18 protein-coding genes are annotated in these 20,835 nt (G+C 66.1%); 6 read left to right on the top strand and 12 right to left on the bottom strand.

The annotated features are described in order from the left end of the window. Position 1 precedes the first annotated feature (1 nt). The 3 genes from AC3A4Z_RS11470 to AC3A4Z_RS11460 are packed head-to-tail and all read right to left on the bottom strand — an operon-like array spanning position 2 to position 3,026. Positions 2-1,162, bottom strand: coding sequence for a Gfo/Idh/MocA family protein (locus AC3A4Z_RS11470; protein WP_498711657.1), 1,161 nt, complete (start codon positions 1,160-1,162; stop codon positions 2-4). Next, entirely contained in the window at positions 1,159-2,283 is a 1,125-nt protein-coding gene (locus AC3A4Z_RS11465) for a Gfo/Idh/MocA family protein (protein WP_498711656.1), read from the bottom strand. The genes AC3A4Z_RS11470 and AC3A4Z_RS11465 overlap by 4 nt, the downstream gene beginning before the upstream one ends. After that, positions 2,280-3,026, bottom strand: a complete 747-nt coding sequence (locus AC3A4Z_RS11460; protein ID WP_498711655.1) for a sugar phosphate isomerase/epimerase family protein — start codon at positions 3,024-3,026, stop codon at positions 2,280-2,282. Before AC3A4Z_RS11460 ends, AC3A4Z_RS11465 begins: the two co-directional genes overlap by 4 nt. Before the next feature lie 164 nt (positions 3,027-3,190). Between AC3A4Z_RS11460 and AC3A4Z_RS11455 the strand changes: the two genes are divergently transcribed. Continuing rightward, on the top strand, positions 3,191-4,399 hold the full coding sequence (locus AC3A4Z_RS11455) for an ROK family transcriptional regulator (RefSeq protein WP_498711654.1): 1,209 nt from the start codon (positions 3,191-3,193) through the stop codon (positions 4,397-4,399). 23 nt (positions 4,400-4,422) lie between these two features. Here the strand turns inward: AC3A4Z_RS11455 and AC3A4Z_RS11450 are convergent, their stop codons facing one another. Next, positions 4,423-5,382 (bottom strand): D-2-hydroxyacid dehydrogenase family protein, encoded by a 960-nt coding sequence (locus AC3A4Z_RS11450; protein WP_498711653.1) that lies wholly within the window; start codon positions 5,380-5,382, stop codon positions 4,423-4,425. Between the two features lie 139 nt (positions 5,383-5,521). On the opposite strand from AC3A4Z_RS11450, the gene AC3A4Z_RS11445 reads away from it, so the two are divergent. After that, the gene (locus AC3A4Z_RS11445) at positions 5,522-6,715 is read left to right on the top strand and encodes an MFS transporter (RefSeq protein WP_498711652.1); all 1,194 of its coding nucleotides are present in this window, start codon (positions 5,522-5,524) and stop codon (positions 6,713-6,715) included. A gap of 128 nt (positions 6,716-6,843) precedes the next feature. Here the strand turns inward: AC3A4Z_RS11445 and aceB are convergent, their stop codons facing one another. Both aceB and aceA read right to left on the bottom strand, forming a co-directional pair. Beyond that, positions 6,844-8,496, bottom strand: a complete 1,653-nt coding sequence (gene aceB, locus AC3A4Z_RS11440; RefSeq protein WP_498711651.1) for a malate synthase A — start codon at positions 8,494-8,496, stop codon at positions 6,844-6,846. Between the two features lie 226 nt (positions 8,497-8,722). Then, the gene (gene aceA, locus AC3A4Z_RS11435) at positions 8,723-10,039 is read right to left on the bottom strand and encodes an isocitrate lyase (protein ID WP_498711650.1); all 1,317 of its coding nucleotides are present in this window, start codon (positions 10,037-10,039) and stop codon (positions 8,723-8,725) included. Positions 10,040-10,214: 175 nt separating this feature from the next. Here aceA and AC3A4Z_RS11430 point away from each other — a divergent pair, with 175 nt between their 5' ends. Next, on the top strand, positions 10,215-11,699 hold the full coding sequence (locus AC3A4Z_RS11430) for a helix-turn-helix domain-containing protein (RefSeq protein WP_498711649.1): 1,485 nt from the start codon (positions 10,215-10,217) through the stop codon (positions 11,697-11,699). Between the two features lie 25 nt (positions 11,700-11,724). Here the strand turns inward: AC3A4Z_RS11430 and AC3A4Z_RS11425 are convergent, their stop codons facing one another. From AC3A4Z_RS11425 to AC3A4Z_RS11410, 4 genes are all read right to left on the bottom strand, one after another. Continuing rightward, positions 11,725-12,270 carry a hypothetical protein gene (locus tag AC3A4Z_RS11425; RefSeq protein ID WP_498711648.1) on the bottom strand — a complete coding sequence of 182 codons (546 nt, stop codon included), beginning with the start codon at positions 12,268-12,270 and terminating at the stop codon, positions 11,725-11,727. Between the two features lie 125 nt (positions 12,271-12,395). Next, positions 12,396-13,424, bottom strand: coding sequence for a TAXI family TRAP transporter solute-binding subunit (locus AC3A4Z_RS11420; protein ID WP_498711647.1), 1,029 nt, complete (start codon positions 13,422-13,424; stop codon positions 12,396-12,398). Further along, positions 13,417-14,862, bottom strand: a complete 1,446-nt coding sequence (locus AC3A4Z_RS11415; RefSeq protein ID WP_498711646.1) for a sensor histidine kinase — start codon at positions 14,860-14,862, stop codon at positions 13,417-13,419. Before AC3A4Z_RS11415 ends, AC3A4Z_RS11420 begins: the two co-directional genes overlap by 8 nt. Then, complete coding sequence (locus AC3A4Z_RS11410; protein WP_498711645.1) at positions 14,859-15,527, bottom strand: response regulator transcription factor; 669 nt, start codon at positions 15,525-15,527, stop codon at positions 14,859-14,861. The genes AC3A4Z_RS11415 and AC3A4Z_RS11410 overlap by 4 nt, the downstream gene beginning before the upstream one ends. 343 nt (positions 15,528-15,870) lie before the next feature. Here AC3A4Z_RS11410 and AC3A4Z_RS11405 point away from each other — a divergent pair, with 343 nt between their 5' ends. Further along, positions 15,871-17,262 carry an MFS transporter gene (locus AC3A4Z_RS11405; protein ID WP_498711644.1) on the top strand — a complete coding sequence of 464 codons (1,392 nt, stop codon included), beginning with the start codon at positions 15,871-15,873 and terminating at the stop codon, positions 17,260-17,262. A 359-nt stretch (positions 17,263-17,621) separates the two neighbouring features. Continuing rightward, complete coding sequence (locus AC3A4Z_RS11400; RefSeq protein WP_498711834.1) at positions 17,622-18,839, top strand: serpin family protein; 1,218 nt, start codon at positions 17,622-17,624, stop codon at positions 18,837-18,839. 165 nt (positions 18,840-19,004) lie between these two features. On the opposite strand, the gene AC3A4Z_RS11395 is transcribed toward AC3A4Z_RS11400, so the two are convergent. After that, entirely contained in the window at positions 19,005-19,148 is a 144-nt protein-coding gene (locus AC3A4Z_RS11395) for a hypothetical protein (protein WP_498711643.1), read from the bottom strand. 97 nt (positions 19,149-19,245) lie between these two features. Here AC3A4Z_RS11395 and AC3A4Z_RS11390 point away from each other — a divergent pair, with 97 nt between their 5' ends. Beyond that, a complete protein-coding gene (locus AC3A4Z_RS11390; protein WP_498711642.1) occupies positions 19,246-19,854 on the top strand; it encodes a TetR/AcrR family transcriptional regulator in 609 nt (202 codons plus the stop codon). Positions 19,855-19,871: 17 nt separating this feature from the next. Here the strand turns inward: AC3A4Z_RS11390 and AC3A4Z_RS11385 are convergent, their stop codons facing one another. After that, positions 19,872-20,729 (bottom strand): hydroxymethylpyrimidine/phosphomethylpyrimidine kinase, encoded by an 858-nt coding sequence (locus AC3A4Z_RS11385; RefSeq protein ID WP_498711641.1) that lies wholly within the window; start codon positions 20,727-20,729, stop codon positions 19,872-19,874. Positions 20,730-20,835 lie beyond the last annotated feature (106 nt).

Genomic DNA, 20,835 nt, shown 5'->3' with positions numbered 1-20,835 from the left:
GTCAGGCTCCTTCAATGGTGGACGGCTGGATGAGGGCGCTTTTCGCGGCTGTGGACTCCTCGACGGCGGCGAGGATGCGCTGGACTTGCAGGCCGTCTTCAAACGACGGCGAAGGCGCAGTGCCGCCGTCGATGGCCAGCAGGAAGTCCCGGATCTGGTGCGTGAAGGTGTGCTCCCAGCCGATGATGTGGCCCTGCGGCCACCAGGCGTCCAGGTACGGGTGCTCCGGTTCAGTGACCATGATCCGGCGGAACCCTTGTTCACGGGCGGGTGCGGTGGCGTCCAGAAACTGGAGTTCGTTGAGGTTCTCGAGGTCGAAGCGGAGGGCGCCCTTATCGCCGTAAATTTCGATCTGCAGGGAGTTTTTCCGGCCGGTGGCCACACGGGATGCCTCCACTGAGGCGATGGCTCCGGAAGCGAGGGCCAGGGTTGCCCAGGCGGCGTCGTCCACCGTGACGTCTTCCGGCCCTTGCGCGCCGGGCCGCTGGTGAACAAACGTCTGCAGCCGGCCCGAGACTTCCGTGACCTTGTCGCCGAGCAGGAAGAGGACCTGGTCGATGGCATGGGACGCGATGTCTCCCAGGGCCCCGGAACCGGCGGTCTCCTTCCTCAGCCGCCAGGTCATCGGTGCCGACTCGTCGGCCAGCCAGTCCTGGAGGTAGGCCGCGCGGACCTGCCGGACGTTACCCAGCCTGCCTTCGCTCACCAGTTCCTTCGCGAGGGCCAGGGCCGGGACGCGGCGGTAGTTGAAGCCCACCATCGACTGCACACCCTGTGCCCTGGCGGCCTGGGCGGCAGCGGTGATGGCCTCAGCTTCGGCCAACGTGTTGGCCAGGGGCTTTTCCAGCAGCACGTGCTTGCCGGCTTCGAGTGCGGCGATGGCGATTTCGGCGTGCATCCAGCCCGGCGCGCAGATATCGACGATGTGGATGTCGTCCCGGTCCAGGACCGTGCGCCAGTCCGTGGCCGTTTCCTTCCAGCCGTACCTGGCGGCGGCTTCGGCAACGGCGGCGGCGTCCCGGCCCACCAGGACCTTCTGCTCGACGGCCGGGACATCGAAGTAGCTGGCAACGTTCCGCCACGCGTTCGAGTGTGCCTTGCCCATAAAGGCGTAGCCGATCATTGCCACGCCCAGGGTGGTCTGGTTTGTCTTGTTAGTCATGCGCCTTCTCCCAGCGTCAAGGTTTCGGGGGCCCAGTCCTCGGGGACTGGTTGGGATACCGGCGCGTTGCTGGCAACGTCCACGAAGGTGCCGGATCCCATGGACTCGTTGATGGCCACCATGGCGTCAAGTACGTGGTAGGCCAGTTCTCCGGTGGCGCGGTGGGGGACCCCGGCCCGGATGGAGCGGGCCATGTCCAGGACGCCCAGGCCGCGGCCGTTCGCCGGGCCGGTGGCGGGGATGGTGGTCCAGTCCTCGTCGCCTGCGCGCCAGATCTTGATGTCGCCGTCGAAGTAGTTGGGGTCAGGCAGGGAGATGGTGGCCTCGGTGCCGGTGATTTCTACGAAGCCCAACCGCTGGCGGGGGGATTCGAAGGAGAACACGCTGTGGGAGGACGCGCCGGACTCGAACTGGGCCATGGCCGAGACGTGGGTGGGCACCTCCACCGTGAATTCCTCGCCGGCTTTGGGGCCGGAGCCGATCACGCGGACGTCCTGGGACTTGGAGCCTACGGCGGCCACCTTGCGGATGGAGCCGAAGGCCTGGACCAGGGTGGTGAGGTAGTACGGGCCCATGTCGAACAGGGGCCCGGCGCCGTGCTGGAAGAGGAAGGCCGGGTTGGGGTGCCAGGATTCCGGGCCGGGGGTCTGGAACGTGGTCATGGCCGTCAGCGGGGTGCCGATGTCCCCGCGCTGGATGATCCGCAGCGCCGTCTGCAGGCCTGCGCCCAGGAAGGTATCCGGCGCGCACCCCAGCCGGAGCCCCGCGGCGTCAGCGGTTTTGAGCAGGCCCAGGCCGGATTCGCGGTCCAGCGAGAACGGCTTTTCGGTCCAGACGTGCTTGCCGGCGTTGACGGCGGCCGTGGCCACTTCCACGTGGGCGGCCGGGATGGTCAGGTTGACGATGATGTCCACGTCGGGGTGGTTCAGGGCCTTCTCCACCCCGCCCCACTCGGGGATGCCGTACTCCTTGGCCCGGGCCCGGGCCGCTTCCTCGAACAGGTCGGCGATGACGTGCACCTTGAGGTCCGGGAAAACCGTGAGATTGTCCAGGTACTGCTTGCTGATGTTCCCGGCACCGATAACGGCAACGCCTACCGGGCCTTTACCGGTGGCGCTCATGCCTTGATTCCTTCGCCTGATGCCATCAGGAACGACAGGCTCTCGTTGATGCCTTCGAAGATGTCGCCGCTGTAGTCGTCAAACTCCACTACGCCGACTTCCAGCGACGCGGCCGCCGCGATGACGTCCAGCACTGCCACTTTGCCCTGGCCGGCCGGAAGCTGGGCCTTGGTGTCGGTGGTGAGGGGGCCGTCCTTGATATGAATGAACTTCACGCGGTTTCCGAGCTTGCCCAGGATATCCACCGGGTCCTGCCCGCCCACCGCAACCCAGTACGTGTCCACCTCGAGTACCAGCTCAGGGTCCAGCAGGTCTGCAAAGTACTCCAGCGCCGTGCGTCCCTCAATGGTGGATTCCAGCTCCCACTGGTGGTTGTGGTACCCCACCCGGAGGCCGTATTCGGCGCCCTTCTTTGCCGCCTCGTTCAGCAGCGCGGCTGTGGCTTGCACGTCTTCGGCGTTCTGCCAGCGTTCGGCCGGGATGTACGGCTCGATGACGGTGGTGATGCCCAGTTCCTTGGCGGCGGCGAAGATCTGATCCTGGTCCTGGCTCAGCAGCGGGGCGTGGCCGGACGGTGCCGTCAGGCCGTTCTCCCGCAGCGCCGCCCCGAGTTCCTGTGCCGTGGCGACGAAGTTGTACGGCTCCACCTGCGTGAAGCCGATCTCCGCGACTTTACGGATGGTGCCGGGGAGATCTTCCTGGATGGCGTTCCGCAAGGTGTAGAGCTGGAGCGAGTAGGACATTGAAGTCTCCTGGTTTCTGGGAGGTTCCGGAGCGGCGGTGGATCCGGACGGGAGTGGGCCCGGCCACAATTCTTCGGCTACTGCAACGCTAGGATGACTTTTGCTGTGCGTCAAGCAAAAGTCGCTGACGTGACATGCAGAAGTGGCCGTGCTATCTATGTCCTATGACCAAGCCAGCGGGGAGCAGCGCCGGGCCTGAGCCTGCCCTTGCCCAGGGCGGGGCCGGCGTGCTGTTCCAGCTGCTGCGTGACGGCAAGGCACGCACCCGTGCCGAACTGGCCCTGACGACCGGTCTGGCGCGTTCCACCGTGGCGTCCCGGATCGATGCCCTCATCGCGTCCGGCCTGGTGGGTCCTGCGGGGGAGGCCAACTCCAGCGGCGGCAGGCCGCCGTCGCGCTTTGCCTTCAACCCCGCCGTCCGCGTAGTGCTGGCAGTGGACGTCGGAGCCACCCACGTCATCGTCGCCGTGACGGACCTTCGCGGCGAGGTCCTCGCCGAGCAGCGCCTGGCGCAGGACGTGGCGGACGGGCCGGAGGCAGTGCTGGACCGCGTGATGCGGGAAGGCCTGCTGCTCGTGGCCGCGGCGGGACGCAGCGCGGATGACGTGGCCGGAGTGGGTATCGGCCTGCCGGGGCCCGTGGAACACGCGACGGGACGGCCGGTTAAACCGCCCATCATGCCGGGCTGGGACGGGTTCGACGTCGTCGCCTACGTTCAGCGCTCGCTGCCGGTTCCGGTGCTGGTGGACAACGACGTGAACATCATGGCGCTCGGGGAGCGGACCGCTCATTGGCCCGAACACGACAACTTCCTGTTCATCAAGGTGGCCACCGGGGTGGGATCCGGAATCATCAGCAGCGGGACGCTGCAGCGCGGCGCTAACGGCACCGCCGGCGACCTTGGCCATGTGCGGGTCCCGCGCGGCGACGACGTGCTGTGCCGTTGCGGCAATTACGGCTGCCTGGAGGCGCTGGCCTCAGGCCCGGCCCTGGCCGCTGAACTGGGCCGGCAGGGCGTGCCGGCCGCCAGGGGCAGTGACGTGCTGCGGCTGGTGTCGCAGGGGAACCTGCAGGCCATCCAGGTCCTTCGCCAGGCCGGACGCGACGTGGGGGACGTCCTGGCTACGGTGGTCAACCTGCTCAACCCGTCAGTCATTGTGATCGGCGGGAGCCTGGGCCAGGCGGGGGAGCACCTGATGGCCGGGGTGCGTGAGGTGGTCTACCGGCGCTCGCTGCCCCTGGCCACGGCCCACCTGAGGATTGCCCTGTCGGTGGCCGGAGACAGGGCTGCCATCTTGGGTGCCAGCCAGATGGTCACGCAGCATGTGTTGTCGCCGGCTGCCGTGGAGGCAACCCTGCAGGCCGCCGGCTAGGTATTCCGGGCTATGTCCGGGACCTAGGCAGAAATAACCCGCAGCGGCGAACCGGCCAGCCAGGCCTTGACGTCGTCCAGCGCCCCGCCGTAAAACTGCCGGTAGCTCTCCCGGGTGACGTAGCCGAGGTGCGGGGACAGCACGGTGTTCGGGGCGGTGAGGAGGGGGTGGCCTGCCGGGAGTGGCTCGTGGTCGAAGACGTCCAGCGCGGCACCTGCGATCCAGCCTTCCGCCAGCGCCCGGACCAGCGCGTCCTGGTCCACCAGCGGCCCGCGGGCGGTGTTCACCAGGATCCCGTCGGGGCCGAGCAGCCTCAGTTCCGGCTCGCCCACTATGCCTTCCGAACGGGGAGACAGGCGCAGGTGGAGGGTGGCGACGTCGGAATTCCGGAAAAGTTCCTCCTTGGATACTTTCCGGACCCCCGCCTCGGCGGCCGCCTCATCGGTCAGGTTCTGGCTCCAGGCGAGCACGTCCATGCCGAAGGCCTGGCCGTAGGCGGCAATCCTGCGGCCGATCTTGCCCAGGCCCACCACGCCGAGGGTCCTGCCGGCCAGTTCGAATCCCACCGTGCTCTGCCAGGAGCCGGCGCGCAGGGAGCTGTCCTCTGCAGGGATGTTGCGGGCGAGGGCCAGGAGCAGGGCCCACGTCAGCTCCGGGGCAGCGGTGGGGGATCCAGGGGTGCCGCAGACTGTGATGCCGAGGTCGGCCGCCGCCGCCACATCGATGGAGGCGTTGGCCATTCCGGTGGTGACCAGGAGCCGGAGGGCGGGGAGTTTTTCGAGCACTTCGCGGGGAAAGGCAGTCCGCTCCCGCATGGCGATGACGATCGTCGCGTCAGCCAGGGCGGACTCGAGTGCCTCCCGGGAAGGGAAGGGCTCGCGGTACGAGGTGACCGTGACGCCGTCGTCCGTCAAGGAGGACCAGTCGGCGAATCCCTGCGCCACGTCCTGGTAGTCATCAAGGATGGCAAGCCGGTGCTGCATGTTGTGTCCTTCGTCCCGGAGTCAGCGGCAGTGATGTTCATCGTATGGCAGGACGGCGCGGCAATCGGGGACTGGCCCGCGTATTGCCCGTGATAGCAATAAGGGTGATGAAAAAAGATCCAACCCCCACGCCGAGCAGGTGAGCGCCCGATTCCTGTCCCGGCTTCCGCGGACCTGGATCCTGCTGGCCTGTATCGGTCTGCTGGCTTTGAACCTTCGGGGCCCGTTCGTAGCCGTTGCCCCTGTGGTGGACGTGATGCAGGCGGACCTTGGGTTCTCACCGGTGGTGCTGGGCCTGCTCACCAGCATTCCGGTGCTGTGCTTCGCGCTGGCGGCACCCCTTGCTTCGCTGGTGGCGCGCGGCTGCGGCGCCGAGTTCGCCGTGACCGTCACCATTTTGGGCGTGCTGGCGGGCGTCATCGTCCGGTCCGCGGGCGGCCCCGCGCTGGTGCTGGCCGGGACGGTGGTGATTGGCCTGGCCATAACCGTCGGCAACATCGCCGCGCCGCTGATCATCCGCCGCGACTTTCCGCCGCTGCGGCAAGGGACAGCTATGGGTGTTTATACGGCTGCCCTGAACGTGGGGTCATTCCTGACGTCGATGGTCACGGCGCCGTTGGCCGAATTTGCCGGGTGGCAGCTCGCGCTCGCGTCCACCGCGCTCCTGGCGGTGGCGGCCATCGTGTGCTGGCTGCTCGCCATCGGACTTCGTGCCGCCTTCGTGCCAGCCGCCGCTCCCGTTCCGGACGGTCAGCGGCCGGCGGCCGTGGCCGGTTCGGCCTGGACCACTGCCGGGCTCACGGCGGCATTCGCGGGCCAGGCATTCTCCTACTACGCCCTCACGGCATGGCTGCCCAGCTACCTCAACGACGAGCTCGGCATGTCCGCTTCGGCGGCGGGCGCCGGCTCCTCGCTGTTCCAGGTGTTCGCCATCGTGGGCGGCCTGGGTGTGCCTTTTGCGGCCAAATATTTCAGTACGACGACGGCGGCGGTCACCTTGGGCGTGTTGTGGACGTCCGTGCCCGCCGGCCTCCTGCTGGTACCCGAGCTCTGGTGGCTGTGGTCTGTTCTTGGCGGTGTTGCCCAGGGCGGCGGGATCACCCTGATCTTCATCGCCATCATCAAGCTGGCCCGGGACCAGGTTGCTGCAGGCCGGATGTCTGCCACTGTCCAGGGACTGGGCTATTGCTTCGGTGCGGTGGCACCTCCGCTGGTGGGTTTTGTGCACGATGTGTCGGGTTCCTGGACACCGGCCCTGCTGGTCATCCTGGCGTCGGTGCTGACGTTCTTCGTCGCCTCCACCCTGTCCGTGCGGCGGGTGCCAAAGGGGTAAGGCCTTCCGGCGGGCCGGGTGTCCTCAGTTTATGCTCCGTCGCCGGGCCGGCCCCCCGGATTTCGGAGGTGCCTGTTGCGAAGGGCGTGCCGGCCCGGCGGACGGAAGTTGGTTGCCTCGCTCGGCGCCTAGGCTGCGGCGAGCTCTTCCTGGGTTGCCTTTTCGCGTGCCTCGGTGAGGTAGCGGGCGTAGGCGGGCAGGGTCAGGAAGGACGGGAAGTCGTGGCCGAGGGTGACTTCTTCGAAGATGTCGCGGGCGTCCTCGAAGCGGTCGCCGTCGAAGCGCTCCAGCCGGGCGAATTCTTCGTCGAGGAGTTCCTCGACCCAGTGGTGGGTGATGATTTCGCCGTGGTCGGTGATGGCCCGGGCGTAGATCCACTGCCAGAGCTGGGAGCGGGAGATTTCGGCGGTGGCGGCGTCTTCCATGAGGTTGTGGATAGCCACTGCGCCGTTGCCGCGGAGCCAGGATTCGATGTAGCGGATCCCGACTTCGATGTTGTTCCGGATGCCCTGCTCGGTGATGGTGCCCTGGGTGGCGGCCACGTTGATCAGGGCACGGTCGTCCGGGGTGACGTCCTCGCGGGTGCGCTCCAGCTGGTTGGGCTTCTCACCGAGGATGGAGTCGAACACGTCGCGGCAGACCGGCACGAGGTCGGGGTGGGCCACCCAGGAGCCGTCGAACCCGTCGTTGGCTTCGCGGGTTTTGTCCGCGCGGACCTTCTCGAAGGCGTTGGCGTTCGCTTCGGGGTCCTTGCGGTTGGGCACTGCTGCGGCCATGCCGCCGATGGCCATGGCGCCGCGTTTGTGGCAGGCCCGGACGAGCTGTTCGGTGTAGGCGCGCATGAAGGGCTGGGTCATGGTCACCTGGCCGCGGTCCGGGAGGACGAAGCGGGGCCCGCGGGTACGGAAGTTCTTGATCAGGGAGAAGATGTAGTCCCAGCGGCCGGCGTTCAGGCCGGCGGCGTGGTCGCGGAGTTCGTAGAGGATCTCCTCCATTTCGAAGGCTGCGGTGATGGTTTCGATCAGCACGGTGGCGCGGATGGTGCCCTGCGGGATGCCGAGCAGGTCCTGGGCGAGGATGAAGATGTCGTTCCAGAGCCGGGCTTCGAGGTGGTTTTCGATCTTGGGCAGGTAGAAGTACGGGCCTTTGCCCTGGGCCAGGAGGCGGCGGGCGTTGTGGAAGAAGAACAGGCCGAAGTCCACGATGCCGCCGGCGATGGGGGCGCCGTCGATGAGCATGTGCTTTTCGGGCAGGTGCCAGCCGCGGGGGCGGACCACGATGGTGGGCAGGTCGCCGGCGGGGCGGAGCTTGTATTCCTTGCCCTCGGGGCTGGTGAAGTCGATCCGGCGTTCCAGGGCGTCGGTGAGGTTCAGCTGGCCCTTGATCACGTTGCGCCAGGTGGGGGTGGAGGAGTCTTCCATGTCCGCCAGCCAGACCTTGGCGCCGGAGTTCAGGGCGTTGATGGTCATCTTCTTGTCCACCGGGCCGGTGATCTCCACCCGGCGGTCCTCCAGGCCGGGGGCCGGGGGAGCGACCCGCCAGGACGGGTCGTTGCGAATGTGCTCGGTCTCCCGCAGGAACCGGGGGTCCTGACCGCCGGCAATGTCAGCCCGCCGGGTCCGGCGTGCCTGCAGCAGCTCCTGCCGCCGCTCAGCGGTAGCCCGGTGCAGCTTGGCTATGAAGGCCAGAGCATCCGGTGTCAGCACCTCGTCCTGCCGGCAAATCGGCTGGGCGGTCAGAGTTATGCCATTGATCGTGAAGCTGTCAGTAAAGCTGTTCATCTCAGTCTCCTTAAAGACGAAAAGGGAAGTTCGACGGCTGGTGGCGGCACTGCGGTGACCGAGGCACAAGGCCGAAGGAGCCGGTATCGCGGCAGCCTGCGTAAAAGGGGCCCTGTGCCCGCCCCCGACCGAGTTCTACGAGGTCACGGGGCGGGCACAGGGAATAGCAGGCAGAGCGATTCCGGTCCGAAGGTCGGCGGCGACAACCGCCGTCGAACGGGAAGAATTAGTGGAACTGGCCCTCTTCGGTCGATCCGACCAGGGCGAGGGTGGATGCGTTCGGGTTGAGCGCGGTGGAGATGGTGTCGAAGTAGCCGGTGCCGACTTCGCGCTGGTGCTTGGTTGCGGTGTAGCCGCGGGATTCGGAGGCGAATTCCTTTTCCTGGAGTTCGACGTAGGCGCTCATGCCTTCACGGGCGTAGCCGTGGGCGAGATCGAACATCGAGTAGTTCAGGGCGTGGAAGCCGGCCAGGGTGATGAACTGGAACGTGAAGCCCATGGCGCCGAGTTCACGCTGGAACTTCGCGATCGTGGCGTCGTCCAGGTGCTTGCGCCAGTTGAATGACGGTGAGCAGTTGTAGGAGAGCATCTGGTCCGGGAACTCGGCCTTGACCGCTTCGGCGAACTTGCGGGCCAGCTCCAGGTCCGGGGTGCCGGTCTCCATCCAGATCAGGTCCGAGTAGGGGGCGTAGGCCTTGGCGCGGGCGATGCAGGGTTCGATGCCGTTGCGGACCTTGTAGAAGCCCTCGGGGGTGCGCTCACCGGTGATGAATTCCTGGTCGCGCTCGTCGACGTCCGAGGTGATCAGGGTTGCCGCCTCGGCGTCGGTGCGGGCGATGACGACGGTGGGGGTGCCGGCGACGTCGGCGGCGAGGCGGGCGGCGTTCAGGGTGCGGACGTGCTGCTGGGTGGGGATCAGGACCTTGCCGCCGAGGTGGCCGCACTTCTTTTCCGAGGCGAGCTGGTCTTCCCAGTGAACACCGGAGGCGCCGGCCTGGATCATGGACTTCATGAGCTCGTAGGCGTTCAGCGGGCCGCCGAAGCCTGCTTCGGCGTCGGCGACGATCGGGACCAGCCAGTCCTCAACGGTCTGGACGCCCTCGGAGAATTCGATCTGGTCCGCCCGGAGCAGGGCGTTGTTGATCCGGCGCACCACGGTGGGGACGGAGTTGGCGGGGTAGAGGGACTGGTCCGGGTAGGTGTGGCCGGAGTTGTTCGCGTCCGCGGCCACCTGCCAGCCGGAGAGGTAGATGGCCCGGAGCCCCGCTTTGACCTGCTGGACTGCCTGGTTGCCGGTCAGGGCGCCGAGAGCGTTGGTGTATTTGCCTTCCTTGTGCTCTTCGGTGAGCTGCTTCCACAGCTTCTCGGCACCGCGGCGGGCCAGGGTGTGTTCTTCGGAGACGCGGCCGCGGAGGCGGACGACGTCGGCGGCTGAGTAGTCCCGGGTCACACCTTCCCAGCGGGGGTTGGCGGCCCACTCGAGCTCCAGGGCGGCGGCCTGCTGTTCGGGCGTCTGCTGGGTGGGCTCAAATGCTGCAGTCATCGTTGATCTCCTTGATTGAGCTCCGGAGGGAGTAGGTGGGAACCGCGTCGTTGAGGTTCCCACCGGCTTTCCGGTGCGGTGTTTCTTTCCGTGGAACCCACTTTTCTGCATTTACAACAGGCTTTCTAGATAAAAACCCTGGAAAGAAACGCACTTCTTCACGTATTCTTCAGAAATGTCACCTTCAAGCTGGAACAGGGACGTTTCCCAGCCGCCATCCACCGCCGCAGCGGAACTGGACGTCATTTCCTTGGGTCGCCGGGTCCGCCATTTGCGCAAACAAGCCGGGCTGACGCTCGACGACCTGAGTGCCGCCGTCGGGACGGCGCCCAGCCAGCTCAGCCTGATCGAAAACGGCAAGCGTGAGCCCAAGCTGACGCTGCTCCAGCACCTGGCGTCCGCGCTCCACGTGAGCATCGACCAACTGCTCGGAGCCGAACCTCCCAGCCGTCGGGCGGCCCTGGAAATCGAACTTGAGCGGTACCAGCGCGGGCCGCTTTATGAATCCCTGAACCTGCCGAAAATCCGCATCAGCTCGCGGCTTCCGCTGGATGTGCTCGAAGCCCAGGTGGGCCTGCTGCATGAGCTCGAACGCAAGATGAACGAGCAGGTGGCCACCCCGGAAGAAGCCCGCCGGGCCAACGGTGAACTGCGGGCGATGATGCGGGAACGGGGCAATTATTTTCCGGAGTACGAGGCAGAGGCACAGAAGGTCCTCAAGGAGGTGGGCTACACCACCGGGCCGTTGAGCCAGCACGTGATCGCAGACATCGCCGCGCACCTCGGTTTCACCCTGCATCACGTGGGCGATTTGCCTCATTCGACGCGGTCCGTGACGGATTTGAAGAACCGCAGAATTTACCTGACCCAGAGCCAGCGGCAGGATCACGATCCCCGCTCCGTCCTGCTGCAGGCCCTGGGCCACTACGTTCTGGGGCATGAAACGCCCCGGAACTACGGAGATTTCCTCGCCCAACGCGTGGCAACCAACTACTTTGCCGCCGCCCTCCTCCTCCCTGAGCAGGCAACCGTCGAATTTTTGCAAAAAGCCAAAACGGCGAAGGAGATCGCGGTTGAGGATATCCGGGACGCGTTTGCCGTCTCGTACGAAACCGCGGCGCACCGCTTCACCAACCTGGCCACGAGGCACTTGGGTATCACCACGCATTTCCAGAAGACGCACCAGAGCGGGATCATCTATAAGGCCTACGAAAACGACGGCGTGAACTTCCCGCAGGACCACACCGGCGCCATTGAAGGGCAGCCGTCGTGCAAGGCCTGGACATCGCGGGCAGTGTTTGATGTCCCGGACAAGTTCAGCGCCTACAGCCAGTACACGGATACGCCCTCCGGAACCTACTGGTGCACCGCGCGCACCGAGCGTTCCGCGAGCGGCGAGTTTTCGTTGAGCATCGGGGTGCCGTACCAGCATGTGAAGTGGTTCCGCGGACGCGAGACGACGGCGCGGGCCACTTCAAACTGCCCCGATCCCACCTGCTGCAAGCGGCCGCCGGAGTCGCTGACTTCCGAATGGGCCGGAAACGCCTGGCCGTCCGCCCGCGCCCACTCGCATCTGCTGGCCGCCATGCCGCCAGGCGCGTTCCCGGGCGTGGACGAAACCGAGGTGTACAGCTTCCTGCAGGCGCACTCCGGGAGTTGAGCGATACGGCGTCCCGCAGGTGTGGCTACCTAACGCTTTCCCCCGCAGGGCGAAACGGGGAGACTATGTCCTCGAAAATAGCAGCGCGAAGGACTGCCCGGGCCTCCAGATAGGCAGCTTGGCTGCCCGACCAGCGTTCCGGATCCCTGAGGAATCGCAGGAAGTCATAGAGGGTTGTTGCCACCAGGACGGCACATTTTTGGTGGACCACAAAGAACGCTGCCATCATGTCGAGCAACCATTCAGGATCCATAGCTGTCACTGTTGTCTGACGTCGGCTTGAAAGCGCATAGACCTTATAGAACCCGGTCAGCTGTTCTAGAACGAGCCTAAAATCGTTTTTACCCTCGTGCTCTCGATACCACCGGTGGAAATCTGGCAGCACGGAGTCTAATTCCTGCATGATCACGCTACGGGCCACGATGTTGACACGGCTTCCATCGTCTTTCTTGATCTTTGCCGGCTTCCTTCGTGCCGCCAACCGCCGTTGCTTCCTCGTCACGTTGATCCTCACCTTGCTTGTTGCGTCGGTCAGACCAAACGCTAATGAGGAAGCGCCGCGGCCCGCCATGCTCTGAAGGCCGTATGTGGATAGCTGCCGGAAGCGCACTCAGGACCTGATGGGGCGTCTGCCTGATTGTTGCAGGAGGTGATGGGGCGTTTGCGGGTGTGGGGCAGGAGGTGAAGGGGCGGGGCTTACCCATGGAGCTCCCGGTAGGCAGCGGCTGCTCCGGGGTGCAGCGGCAGGCCGGCCGTGTTGATGAGGGATTCCGGGCTGAGGAACTGGACTCCCAGGCTGGACTGGGGAATGAGCTCCTCCGCGCGGCCCACCAACAGCTCCACAGTCCGCCTCACCGTTACGTTCGTCAGATCGCTGCGGCACAGCAGCAGGTTGGTCACCCCCACCGTCCAGACGGCGGGAAGTCCCGCGTATGCGCCGGCGGGGATCAGCACCCGGTCGTAGAAGGTGCCGTACTGGGCACGCAGCACTGGAAGCAGCCCGGAGAGATCCAGGAATGCGAGCCCCACGTCGTGGTGGACGGCAGCGATGGCGGCGGTAGGAACGCCACCGGACCAGAACAAGGCATCCACTGCACCTTCCCGGAGAGCTGACAATCCGTCGTTGAGTCCGAGGTTCAAGACGGTTACCGCCTGCCCGTCACCGCCGGCAGGACTCGCAGCGGCGCTGACGGAACTGAGCCGGGCTGCACTGAGAAGCCGCGGTGTGGTCACGGAAGTACCCGACCCCGGCTCGCCCACAGCCACCGTCCTGCCCGCCAGCCCAGAGATGCCGGCAATGCCGCTGTCTTTGAGGACGGCACAGTGGACGTAGTTTTCGTAGACCCTTCCGAGCGCCGTTATTCCTGCCTCGGATGCGTCCTTTCCTGCAGCCCGTTGGGCTGCGGCGTCAGCGAGGGCGACGGCGAACGTGGCCCTGCCGTCCAGCAGGTGCTCAAGGTTGTCCAGGCTGCCGCCGGTAGGCAGGGCCGTGGCGTGCCGGGCCACTCCGTTGCGCTGCAGGGAAGCGGCCAGCAGGGTGGCGAACTCGAGGTAGAAGCCGCCCGGCTCGCCCCCGGCCACAACAAGGGACTCCACCCGATCATCCGGCGTGCAGGCTCCCAGCGCCGGCAGGAATAGTCCGGCCAGTCCGGCAGCGAGGCCGGTTTGCAGGACTTCCCGCCGGGAAGAGAAGCGGTCGGCTGGAGCTGGGCAGGATTCAGGCATCCGTGGTCCCCTGTCCGTTGTGCCCGGCATGGACCCCGGCGGCCAGTGGAAACTCTAGGGAGGCGAGCAGGCCATGGGGCTGTGCCCGGGCCAGCAGAAGGCGCCCGCCATTAGCGGTGGCCAGTTTGTCCACGATGGTCATGCCCAGGCCATTGCCGCTGACCGTCCCATGGCGCGGCGAGCGCCAAAACCGCTGGGCGGCCACCGAGAGTTCGTCTGCGGAAAGTCCCGGCCCGTCGTCGGACACTTCAATCATCACGGCGGCCCCGCGCACTTGGACGCCCACGGCGATACGGGCATGGCCGGCATATTTGATCGCGTTGTTCAGCAGTTCCCCCACCATCTGGGCAAGGTCGTCCGGGCGGCAGCGGATAAGTGCAGGCGGCGAAGGCGGGCTGCTGAGGTTGATTGAGGCGCCCGTAAGCCGCGCGGCCGGCTCCGCCCGTTCGGTTTCGCCCTGCAGGATTGGGAACGGGTCAAGGGGAGCCTGGTCCAGGTCGGGGAGCTTTTGAAGGGGGCTGGAGCCCTCGAATGCCCGGTGTTCGGCTGCGGCAAGCCGCAGCACGCCGTCCAGGATCTCCTCCACGCGTTCAAGTTCTGCCACAACAGCCGCGGCCGCAGCCCGCTCGTTCGCCGTTCTCAATTCCAGTTGCAACAGGTCGATCCGCAGCCGCAGCGCTCCCACCGGGTTGCGGAGTTCATGGGAAGTGTCTGCGATGAGCTGGCGCTGGGACTCGAGACTGTCGCTGACGCTTTGCGCCATGCCGGTGAAGGACCGGCTCAGCTCCCTCAGTTCCGGAGGGCCTTCCTCCGGCAGCCGGCCGCTCCGGCCGGTGCTTTCGAGTTCGGCGACGGCGGCATTGAGCCCGTGGACCGGGCGCAGCACCCAGCGGGTCACCCGGGCTGCAGCGATGAGGAGCAGGGCCGCGAGGGCGGCTGCGGCCAGTCCGACGGCGAGCCAGCGTTCGCGCAGTTTCTGCCGGGCAGCGTCCTGGTTGACTTCCAGGACGGCCGCCCCGAGCACCTGGCTGGCACTTCCGAAGGAGCGGGAAATCACTGCCGGGCCGGTGCCGAAGGGTTGAAGCGGCGCCAACGTGGTGTCGCTCAGGTTCAGGGCCGCCCTGGCCAGGGCATCGCGCACGTCGGCCCTGTCCTCGCTGAGGCCGCCGGAGCGCAGGGTTCCCTGCTGCAGCCGGATGAGGACGCCTTCGCCGTAGAGCTCGGAGTACCGGTCCATTTCGGCCTGCAGCTGGGTGACGTCGCCGCCGTCGGCCCCGGCGTCGAAGGCAACCTGGGCGAGCCGGTTCAGGGAAGCGGCCCGGTTGATCTGGAGTTCCTGGGTAAGTTCCCTGCCGGCGGAGGCCAGGATGGTGTTGGACGCGATGAGGACCAAAAGGACGGACAGGACGCTCAGGATCCCGAGGACGCGGAGCCTCACGCAGAATCCGCCTCGATGCGGTAGCCCACGCCCCGGACGTTGATGATGAAGCCCGGAAGTCCAAGCTTGGCCCGGAGTCCCGTCAGGTGAACATCGAGGGCCCGGGATGAGGCGACGAACGCATCACCCCACAGCGAGTCCAGGATCTGCTCCCGGGTTACCACGGAACCTGCATGGCTTGCCAGGAGTGCGAGCAGGTCGAATTCCGTGGCCGTCAGGGGAAGGTCTTCCTTGGCAAGGACAGCCACCCGGCGTTCGAGGTCCACTTCCAGTTCCCCCAGCGTGATGACGCGCTGCCGGGTGTCCTGGGACCTTGCTGCCCGGCGGGTCACGGCCTCAATCCGGGCGAGCAGCTCCACCAGCTTGACCGGTTTGACCAGGTAGTCGTCGGCTCCGGAGCGCAGGCCCAGCACAACGCTGCGTTCATCGTCCCGCGCGGTGAGGATCAGGATGGGGACAGCAGTCACCCGGCGGAGCTTCCGCAGCACCTCGAGGCCGTCCATGTCCGGGAGTCCGAGGTCCAGCAAAATGACTCCGAACCGCCGGTGCTCAAGGAGTGCGTCCGCGCCGCGGGAAACCCTGCTGGACTTGTGCCCGGCAGAAACCACCGCCGCTCCGAGGGCGGATGCCATGGCGTCGTCGTCCTCGACGATGAGCACGTCCATAGCCAGTTCCTGTTCCCTTCGCGCGGCGGTTTCGCGGGTCTTCGCGCCACTCTGCCCGCCCTTCGCAGATTACCCCTTCCGCCGGGTCTCCGCCGCGCCCGCGAAACCGCCCGCGAAACCCGGCCCGGCACGACCACGGCGCGAACGAAAACCTAAGGAAGTGTTAGGAATTCCATTTTCGCTTGGGCTGTGCCTTGGCTCACGAATAGCTTGGGTGGGGTCCTCAAGCTTTAGGAGGGGACGAACAACCTCAAGGAGGAACCATGAGCAACGCTGCCATGGACAGCATAATTATCAGGCCGGAGCGGACAGCGGGGACCGCGCAGCCAAGGAAGGTTCAGCGATGAGCACCCAGCAAACCGCAGCAGTCGGCGAAGCGGCGCAAACCCGCCGCGCCGTTGGCAACATTCTGAAGGGCTCCGCCGGCAATCTCGTGGAGTGGTACGACCTCTACGTCTATACAGTCTTCGCTGCCTACTTCCAGGCACACTTCTTCAACTCCAAGGACGAACTTCAGGCCGGCCTTGAAGCGATGGCCGTTTTCTCGACGTCCTTCCTCATGCGCCCCATTGGCGCCTGGTTCTTCGGCCGGTACGCGGACCGGAAGGGCCGCAAGGCGGCATTGACGCTGAGCGTGACCCTGATGTCCGCCGGTTCCTTCGCCATCGCAATCCTCCCCACCCAGGACGTGATCGGACTCTGGGCGATGATCCTGCTGGTACTCATCCGGGTGATCCAAGGGTTCTCCGTAGGCGGCGAGTACGGCACCAGCGCCACATACATGTCAGAGGCTGCCACCAGCAAGCGCCGCGGGTTCTTCTCCAGCTTCCAGTACGTCACGCTGGTGGGTGGCCAGATGCTGGCATTGCTGGTCCTGGTGATCCTGCAGAACGCCATGCCCAAGGGCGAGCTCACCGAATGGGGCTGGCGCATCCCGTTCGCCATCGGCGGCGTGGCCGCGCTGGTGGTCCTGTGGCTGCGGCGGTCCATGGAAGAAACTGTCTCGGCCGAGCAAATCCAGGCCGCCAAGGCACCGGCAGCGGGCGGGGCCCAGCCGGGCACCATGAAGCTGCTGTTCACCCAGTACTGGAAGCCGCTGCTGATCTGCATTGGCGTCACCCTTGGCGGCACCGTGGCGTTCTATACCTACACCAACTTCATCCTGAAATTCATGAACGATACGTCCGGCATCGCCAAGACGGACACTTCCGTGATCAACTTCTGGGCGCTGTTCATCTTTATGCTCCTGCAGCCGGTCTACGGCATCATCTCGGACAAGATCGGCCGCAAGCCGTTGCTGCTCTGGTTCGGCGTCACTGGCGTGCTGTTCACCTGGCCGCTCCTTTCAACCCTTGCCGGGACCAAGGATCCATTCACCGCATTCCTGCTGATGATGGGCGGCCTGCTGATCGTGGGAGGCTACACCTCCATCAACGCCCTGGTGAAAGCTGAACTGTTCCCGGCCTCGATCCGTGCCCTTGGCGTAGGCCTGGGATACGCCATTGCCAACTCGCTGTTCGGCGGCACAGTCCCGCTGATCGGCGCGGCCTTCCAGAAGGCTGAGCGGGAAGATCTGTTCTTCACCTACGTCACGGTCGCTATCGGCATCTCGCTGCTGGTGTACATCTTCGCCCTGAAGAACAAGAAGGCCACGCACCTGGACCGCGAACAGGGCCACGCCTGGGTCCAGGCACCCAAGGACGGCGACAAGGAAAAGGACCCTGTGGGCGCCTAACCGCCAGAAGGATCACTCGGGGAAGGTACGACGGCAGGTGGCCGCCCGCCGTCGTCGTCCTCCCACCTCACCAGGACGCTCTATCAGTTGCTGCGGGAAATACCCGAACGCTCTATCACTCTCTTCAGGAAAGTGATGGAGCGTTCCGGGTTTTCCCGCGTTAAGTGAGAGAGCGTCGTGTGGGAGTGCACGAAGTGGGGTGAGACCCAAATGAGTGCAAAGCGTGACCGTACAGGCATGGTCCGCTGCCGACGCCGCTGTTTCACTGGAACCAGGCGGATCTCCGCCTGGTGACGCCGGGGGAGGCAACAGCCGTGAAGCACTTTCAGCGGACAATCGCGGTGGGCGCAGTACTGGCCATGGCTGGCTGTGCTGCGCCGGCGCCACCGCAGATGCTCACGGCCGAGGGCGTTGAACGGGTTGCCGTGGACAGCGCAGCCGTCAGCGCGGAACTGGCCGCCTTCCGGAATTCCGCCTTCACGCTGGGTGACGCCCTCCTGGCCGGCGGGGGAGAGGGCAACGTGGTGGCGTCGCCCGGCAGCCTGCTGATTGCCCTGGCCATGCTGCGGGCAGGTGCAACCGGGGAGGCCGCGGCAGAAATGGACGCCGTCCTGGGCCTGCCTGATCCCGGCCGGGACGAGGCCATGAACGCCTTGCTCGCCTCCCTGGAGAAATACGACGGCGACCCGGGCTCGGTTGACGAAGAAAACCCGCCCGCAAGGCCGCTGATGCACACGGCGAACGGGTTGTTTGTAGACCGGAACGTTCCAACGGGCGGGGACTACCTGAAGACCCTTGCGCGGCACTACGGCACCGGCCTTTACCCTGTGGACTTCCGGGACGAGGCAGCCACGAAGCCGGCCATGGACGCCTGGGTCAACACGAACACCGGCGGGCGGATCGAGAAGGCACCCGCCCGGTACGACACGAGGAACACGTTCAGCCTCCTCAACACTGTGTATTTTGCAGGGGCCTGGGATGTCCCGTTCAACGCTGAAGCCACAATGGAGGACCCGTTCACCACGGCACAGGGGACCGTTACCGTGCCCATGATGCACGGCCTCCAGCACATGGCGTACGCCGAGGGTCCCGGCTGGCAGGCGGTGGACCTGCCGTACGGTGAAGGGTTCGTGATGCGGCTGGTGCTTCCCGCCAAGGATTCCGACGGCGGTGCTGCCGCCGGCTCAGCGGGCCTGCTGGCCGAGGTGGCACGTGGCTTGGGCAAGGCAAACCCCGAAATGATCGAGTTGGCCCTTCCAGCCTGGGACCACAGGAGCAGCTTCGATGTGAGGACCGTTCTTGAGCAACTCGGACTGCGCAAGACCTTGGAGACGACCACCGGCTTCGATGCAATCCAGCCGGGCATGATGCTCACCCAGGCGGCGCAGGATGCCAACATTACGGTCGCGGAAAAGGGGACGGTGGCCGCCGCCGTCACCCAGATCAACGGCATGGTGACGAGCGCCCCGGCGCAGCCAATGCGGTCCATCACCTTCGACAGGCCGTTCCAGTACCAGATAGTGCACGTGGAGACTGGCCTGCCGCTCTTTATGGGGAAGGTCTCGGACCCGCGCTAACGGCGTAACCGCCGGACTGTGCGGCTTAGCGGCTGGACTTCGCGGCAGTGCGGTGGACGATCGCCCCGTAGGCCGCGAACAGGCGCGGCAACACAACGTACACGGCAGCCGGAACCACCACGAGCGTGAGCGCCAGGGCGCGCAGTACGGGGTGCCAGCCTTCCGTCAGGGGGCGCTCGCCAGCATGCCCACGGCGACGAGGGGAAAGATGGCCAGCCACGTGATGATTGCGCGTACGTGGATGGACGGTGCCGGTGAAGCAGCAGGAGCTGCCGGGAGTGCAGGGGCGGGAACGGCGGCGTTGTTCACGGATTCTCCAACTAAACGGTTGCTTTTGCTGGAAACGACATTAGACCGGCGGAAGCCAGACTGCAACTAGTCAGTTGGAAACGCGTAGAATAGCGTCATGGCTTGGAACACTGAACGCACCAAAGCGCTGCTGCTGGCTGCTGCCACGGAGGAATTCAGCGACAAGGGCCTGGCCGGCGCGCGGGTGGACCGCATTGCGGCGGCCGCCGGCGTCAACAAGGAACGCATTTACCAGTACTTCGGCAAGAAGGACGATCTTTTTGACGCCGTCCTGGCCGCGGAACTGGTCCGGGTGATGACCGAAGTCCCCATCGAGGGGCATGGCGCAGCGGCCGTGGGAGAGTACGCCGCCAGGCTCTTTGACCGGCACACCAAGGACAGCGCCCTGGCGCGGCTGCTGTTCTGGGAAGGGCTGGAGCGCGGCCGCAACACCGTGGACCGTGCCACCCGGGCAGACCACTGCGCCGCCAAGGTGGACCAGATGCTCTGCGTCCTGCCGGGCATCGACCGGACCGACGCCGCAGACCTGGTCATCACCATCGTGACGCTCTGCGACGGCTGGCCGGTGCTGCCCCAGATCGACGCACTGCTGGCCGGCACCGCACCGGACCGGCTGGAACGCCGCCGGGCCTTTATCGCCCGGACCGCTACGCTCATGGCCGAAGCCCTCCTGGAGGAAGCCCCGGTGGCTGCGGCCCGGCAGTAAAGCGGGCTGCGGGAAAGCTAGCGGGGCCCGCCCTGCCACAGGGCATCAAACGGTGCACCCGAGGCCACGCGGTTCCGGATCCCGGCGGTGACGAAGGCCTTCGCCGTCCGTGCAGCCTCCAGCGGCGCCGCACCTTTGGCCAGTTCGGCGGTGACCGCGGCGGCCAGGGAGCACCCTGCGCCGGACACCGCCACCTCGCCCACCTTCTCCGCGCGCAGCACCTCGAGGGTTTCACCGTCGTAGAAAACGTCGACGGCGTCCGGCCCTTCCAGCCGCACCCCGCCCTTGGCGAGCACCGCGGCGCCGCTCAGCTCATGGATGCGGACCGCTGCTGCCTTCAGGGACTCCACGTCCGTGATCTCCAGGCCGGAGAGGGACTCCGCCTCAAAGTGGTTCGGCGTCACGAATGTGGCCAGCGGCAGGATCTGCGCCTTCAGGGCCTGGTCCGTGTCCAGTGCATGCCCAGGTTCCTGGCCCTTGCAGATCAGTACCGGGTCCAGGACCACGTTGCGGAACCGGCCGCGGTCGAGGGCGCCCGCCACGGTGCTGATGGTGGCCGGGCTGCCCAGCATGCCGATCTTCACCGTGTCCAGCACGGACGGGGCTCCCGACGCCGGGCCGTACGCCGCCGTCGTTGCTTCCAGCTGGTCGGCGATCACGTGCTGGTCCACCGGCACGAAGCGGTGGTTCCAGCTGTCGTTCGGGTTGAAGGACACGATGCAGGTCAGGTTGGCGATGCCGAAAACCCCCAGCTCCTGGAAGGTCTTCAAGTCGGCCTGTGCGCCGGCGCCGCCGGTGGCTTCGGAGCCGGCGATCGTCAGGACGACGGCGGGAGCTGCTGCGGAGGACTGGACATCGGCGGAAACGGAAGTCATGGCATCCATCCTGCCATCCGTCGTCGTCAGCCCGCTTTGTGTGTCTGAACAGGGCGCCCCGCGGCGCCCGTTCAATGGGACAATGGGGCAGACGGTGCTAATACAG

Source organism: Arthrobacter sp. Soil_C_49 (genome assembly GCF_057656635.1).
The sequence above is the reverse complement of the archived record's forward strand: the minus strand, read 5'-3'. Positions and strand labels throughout refer to the sequence as shown.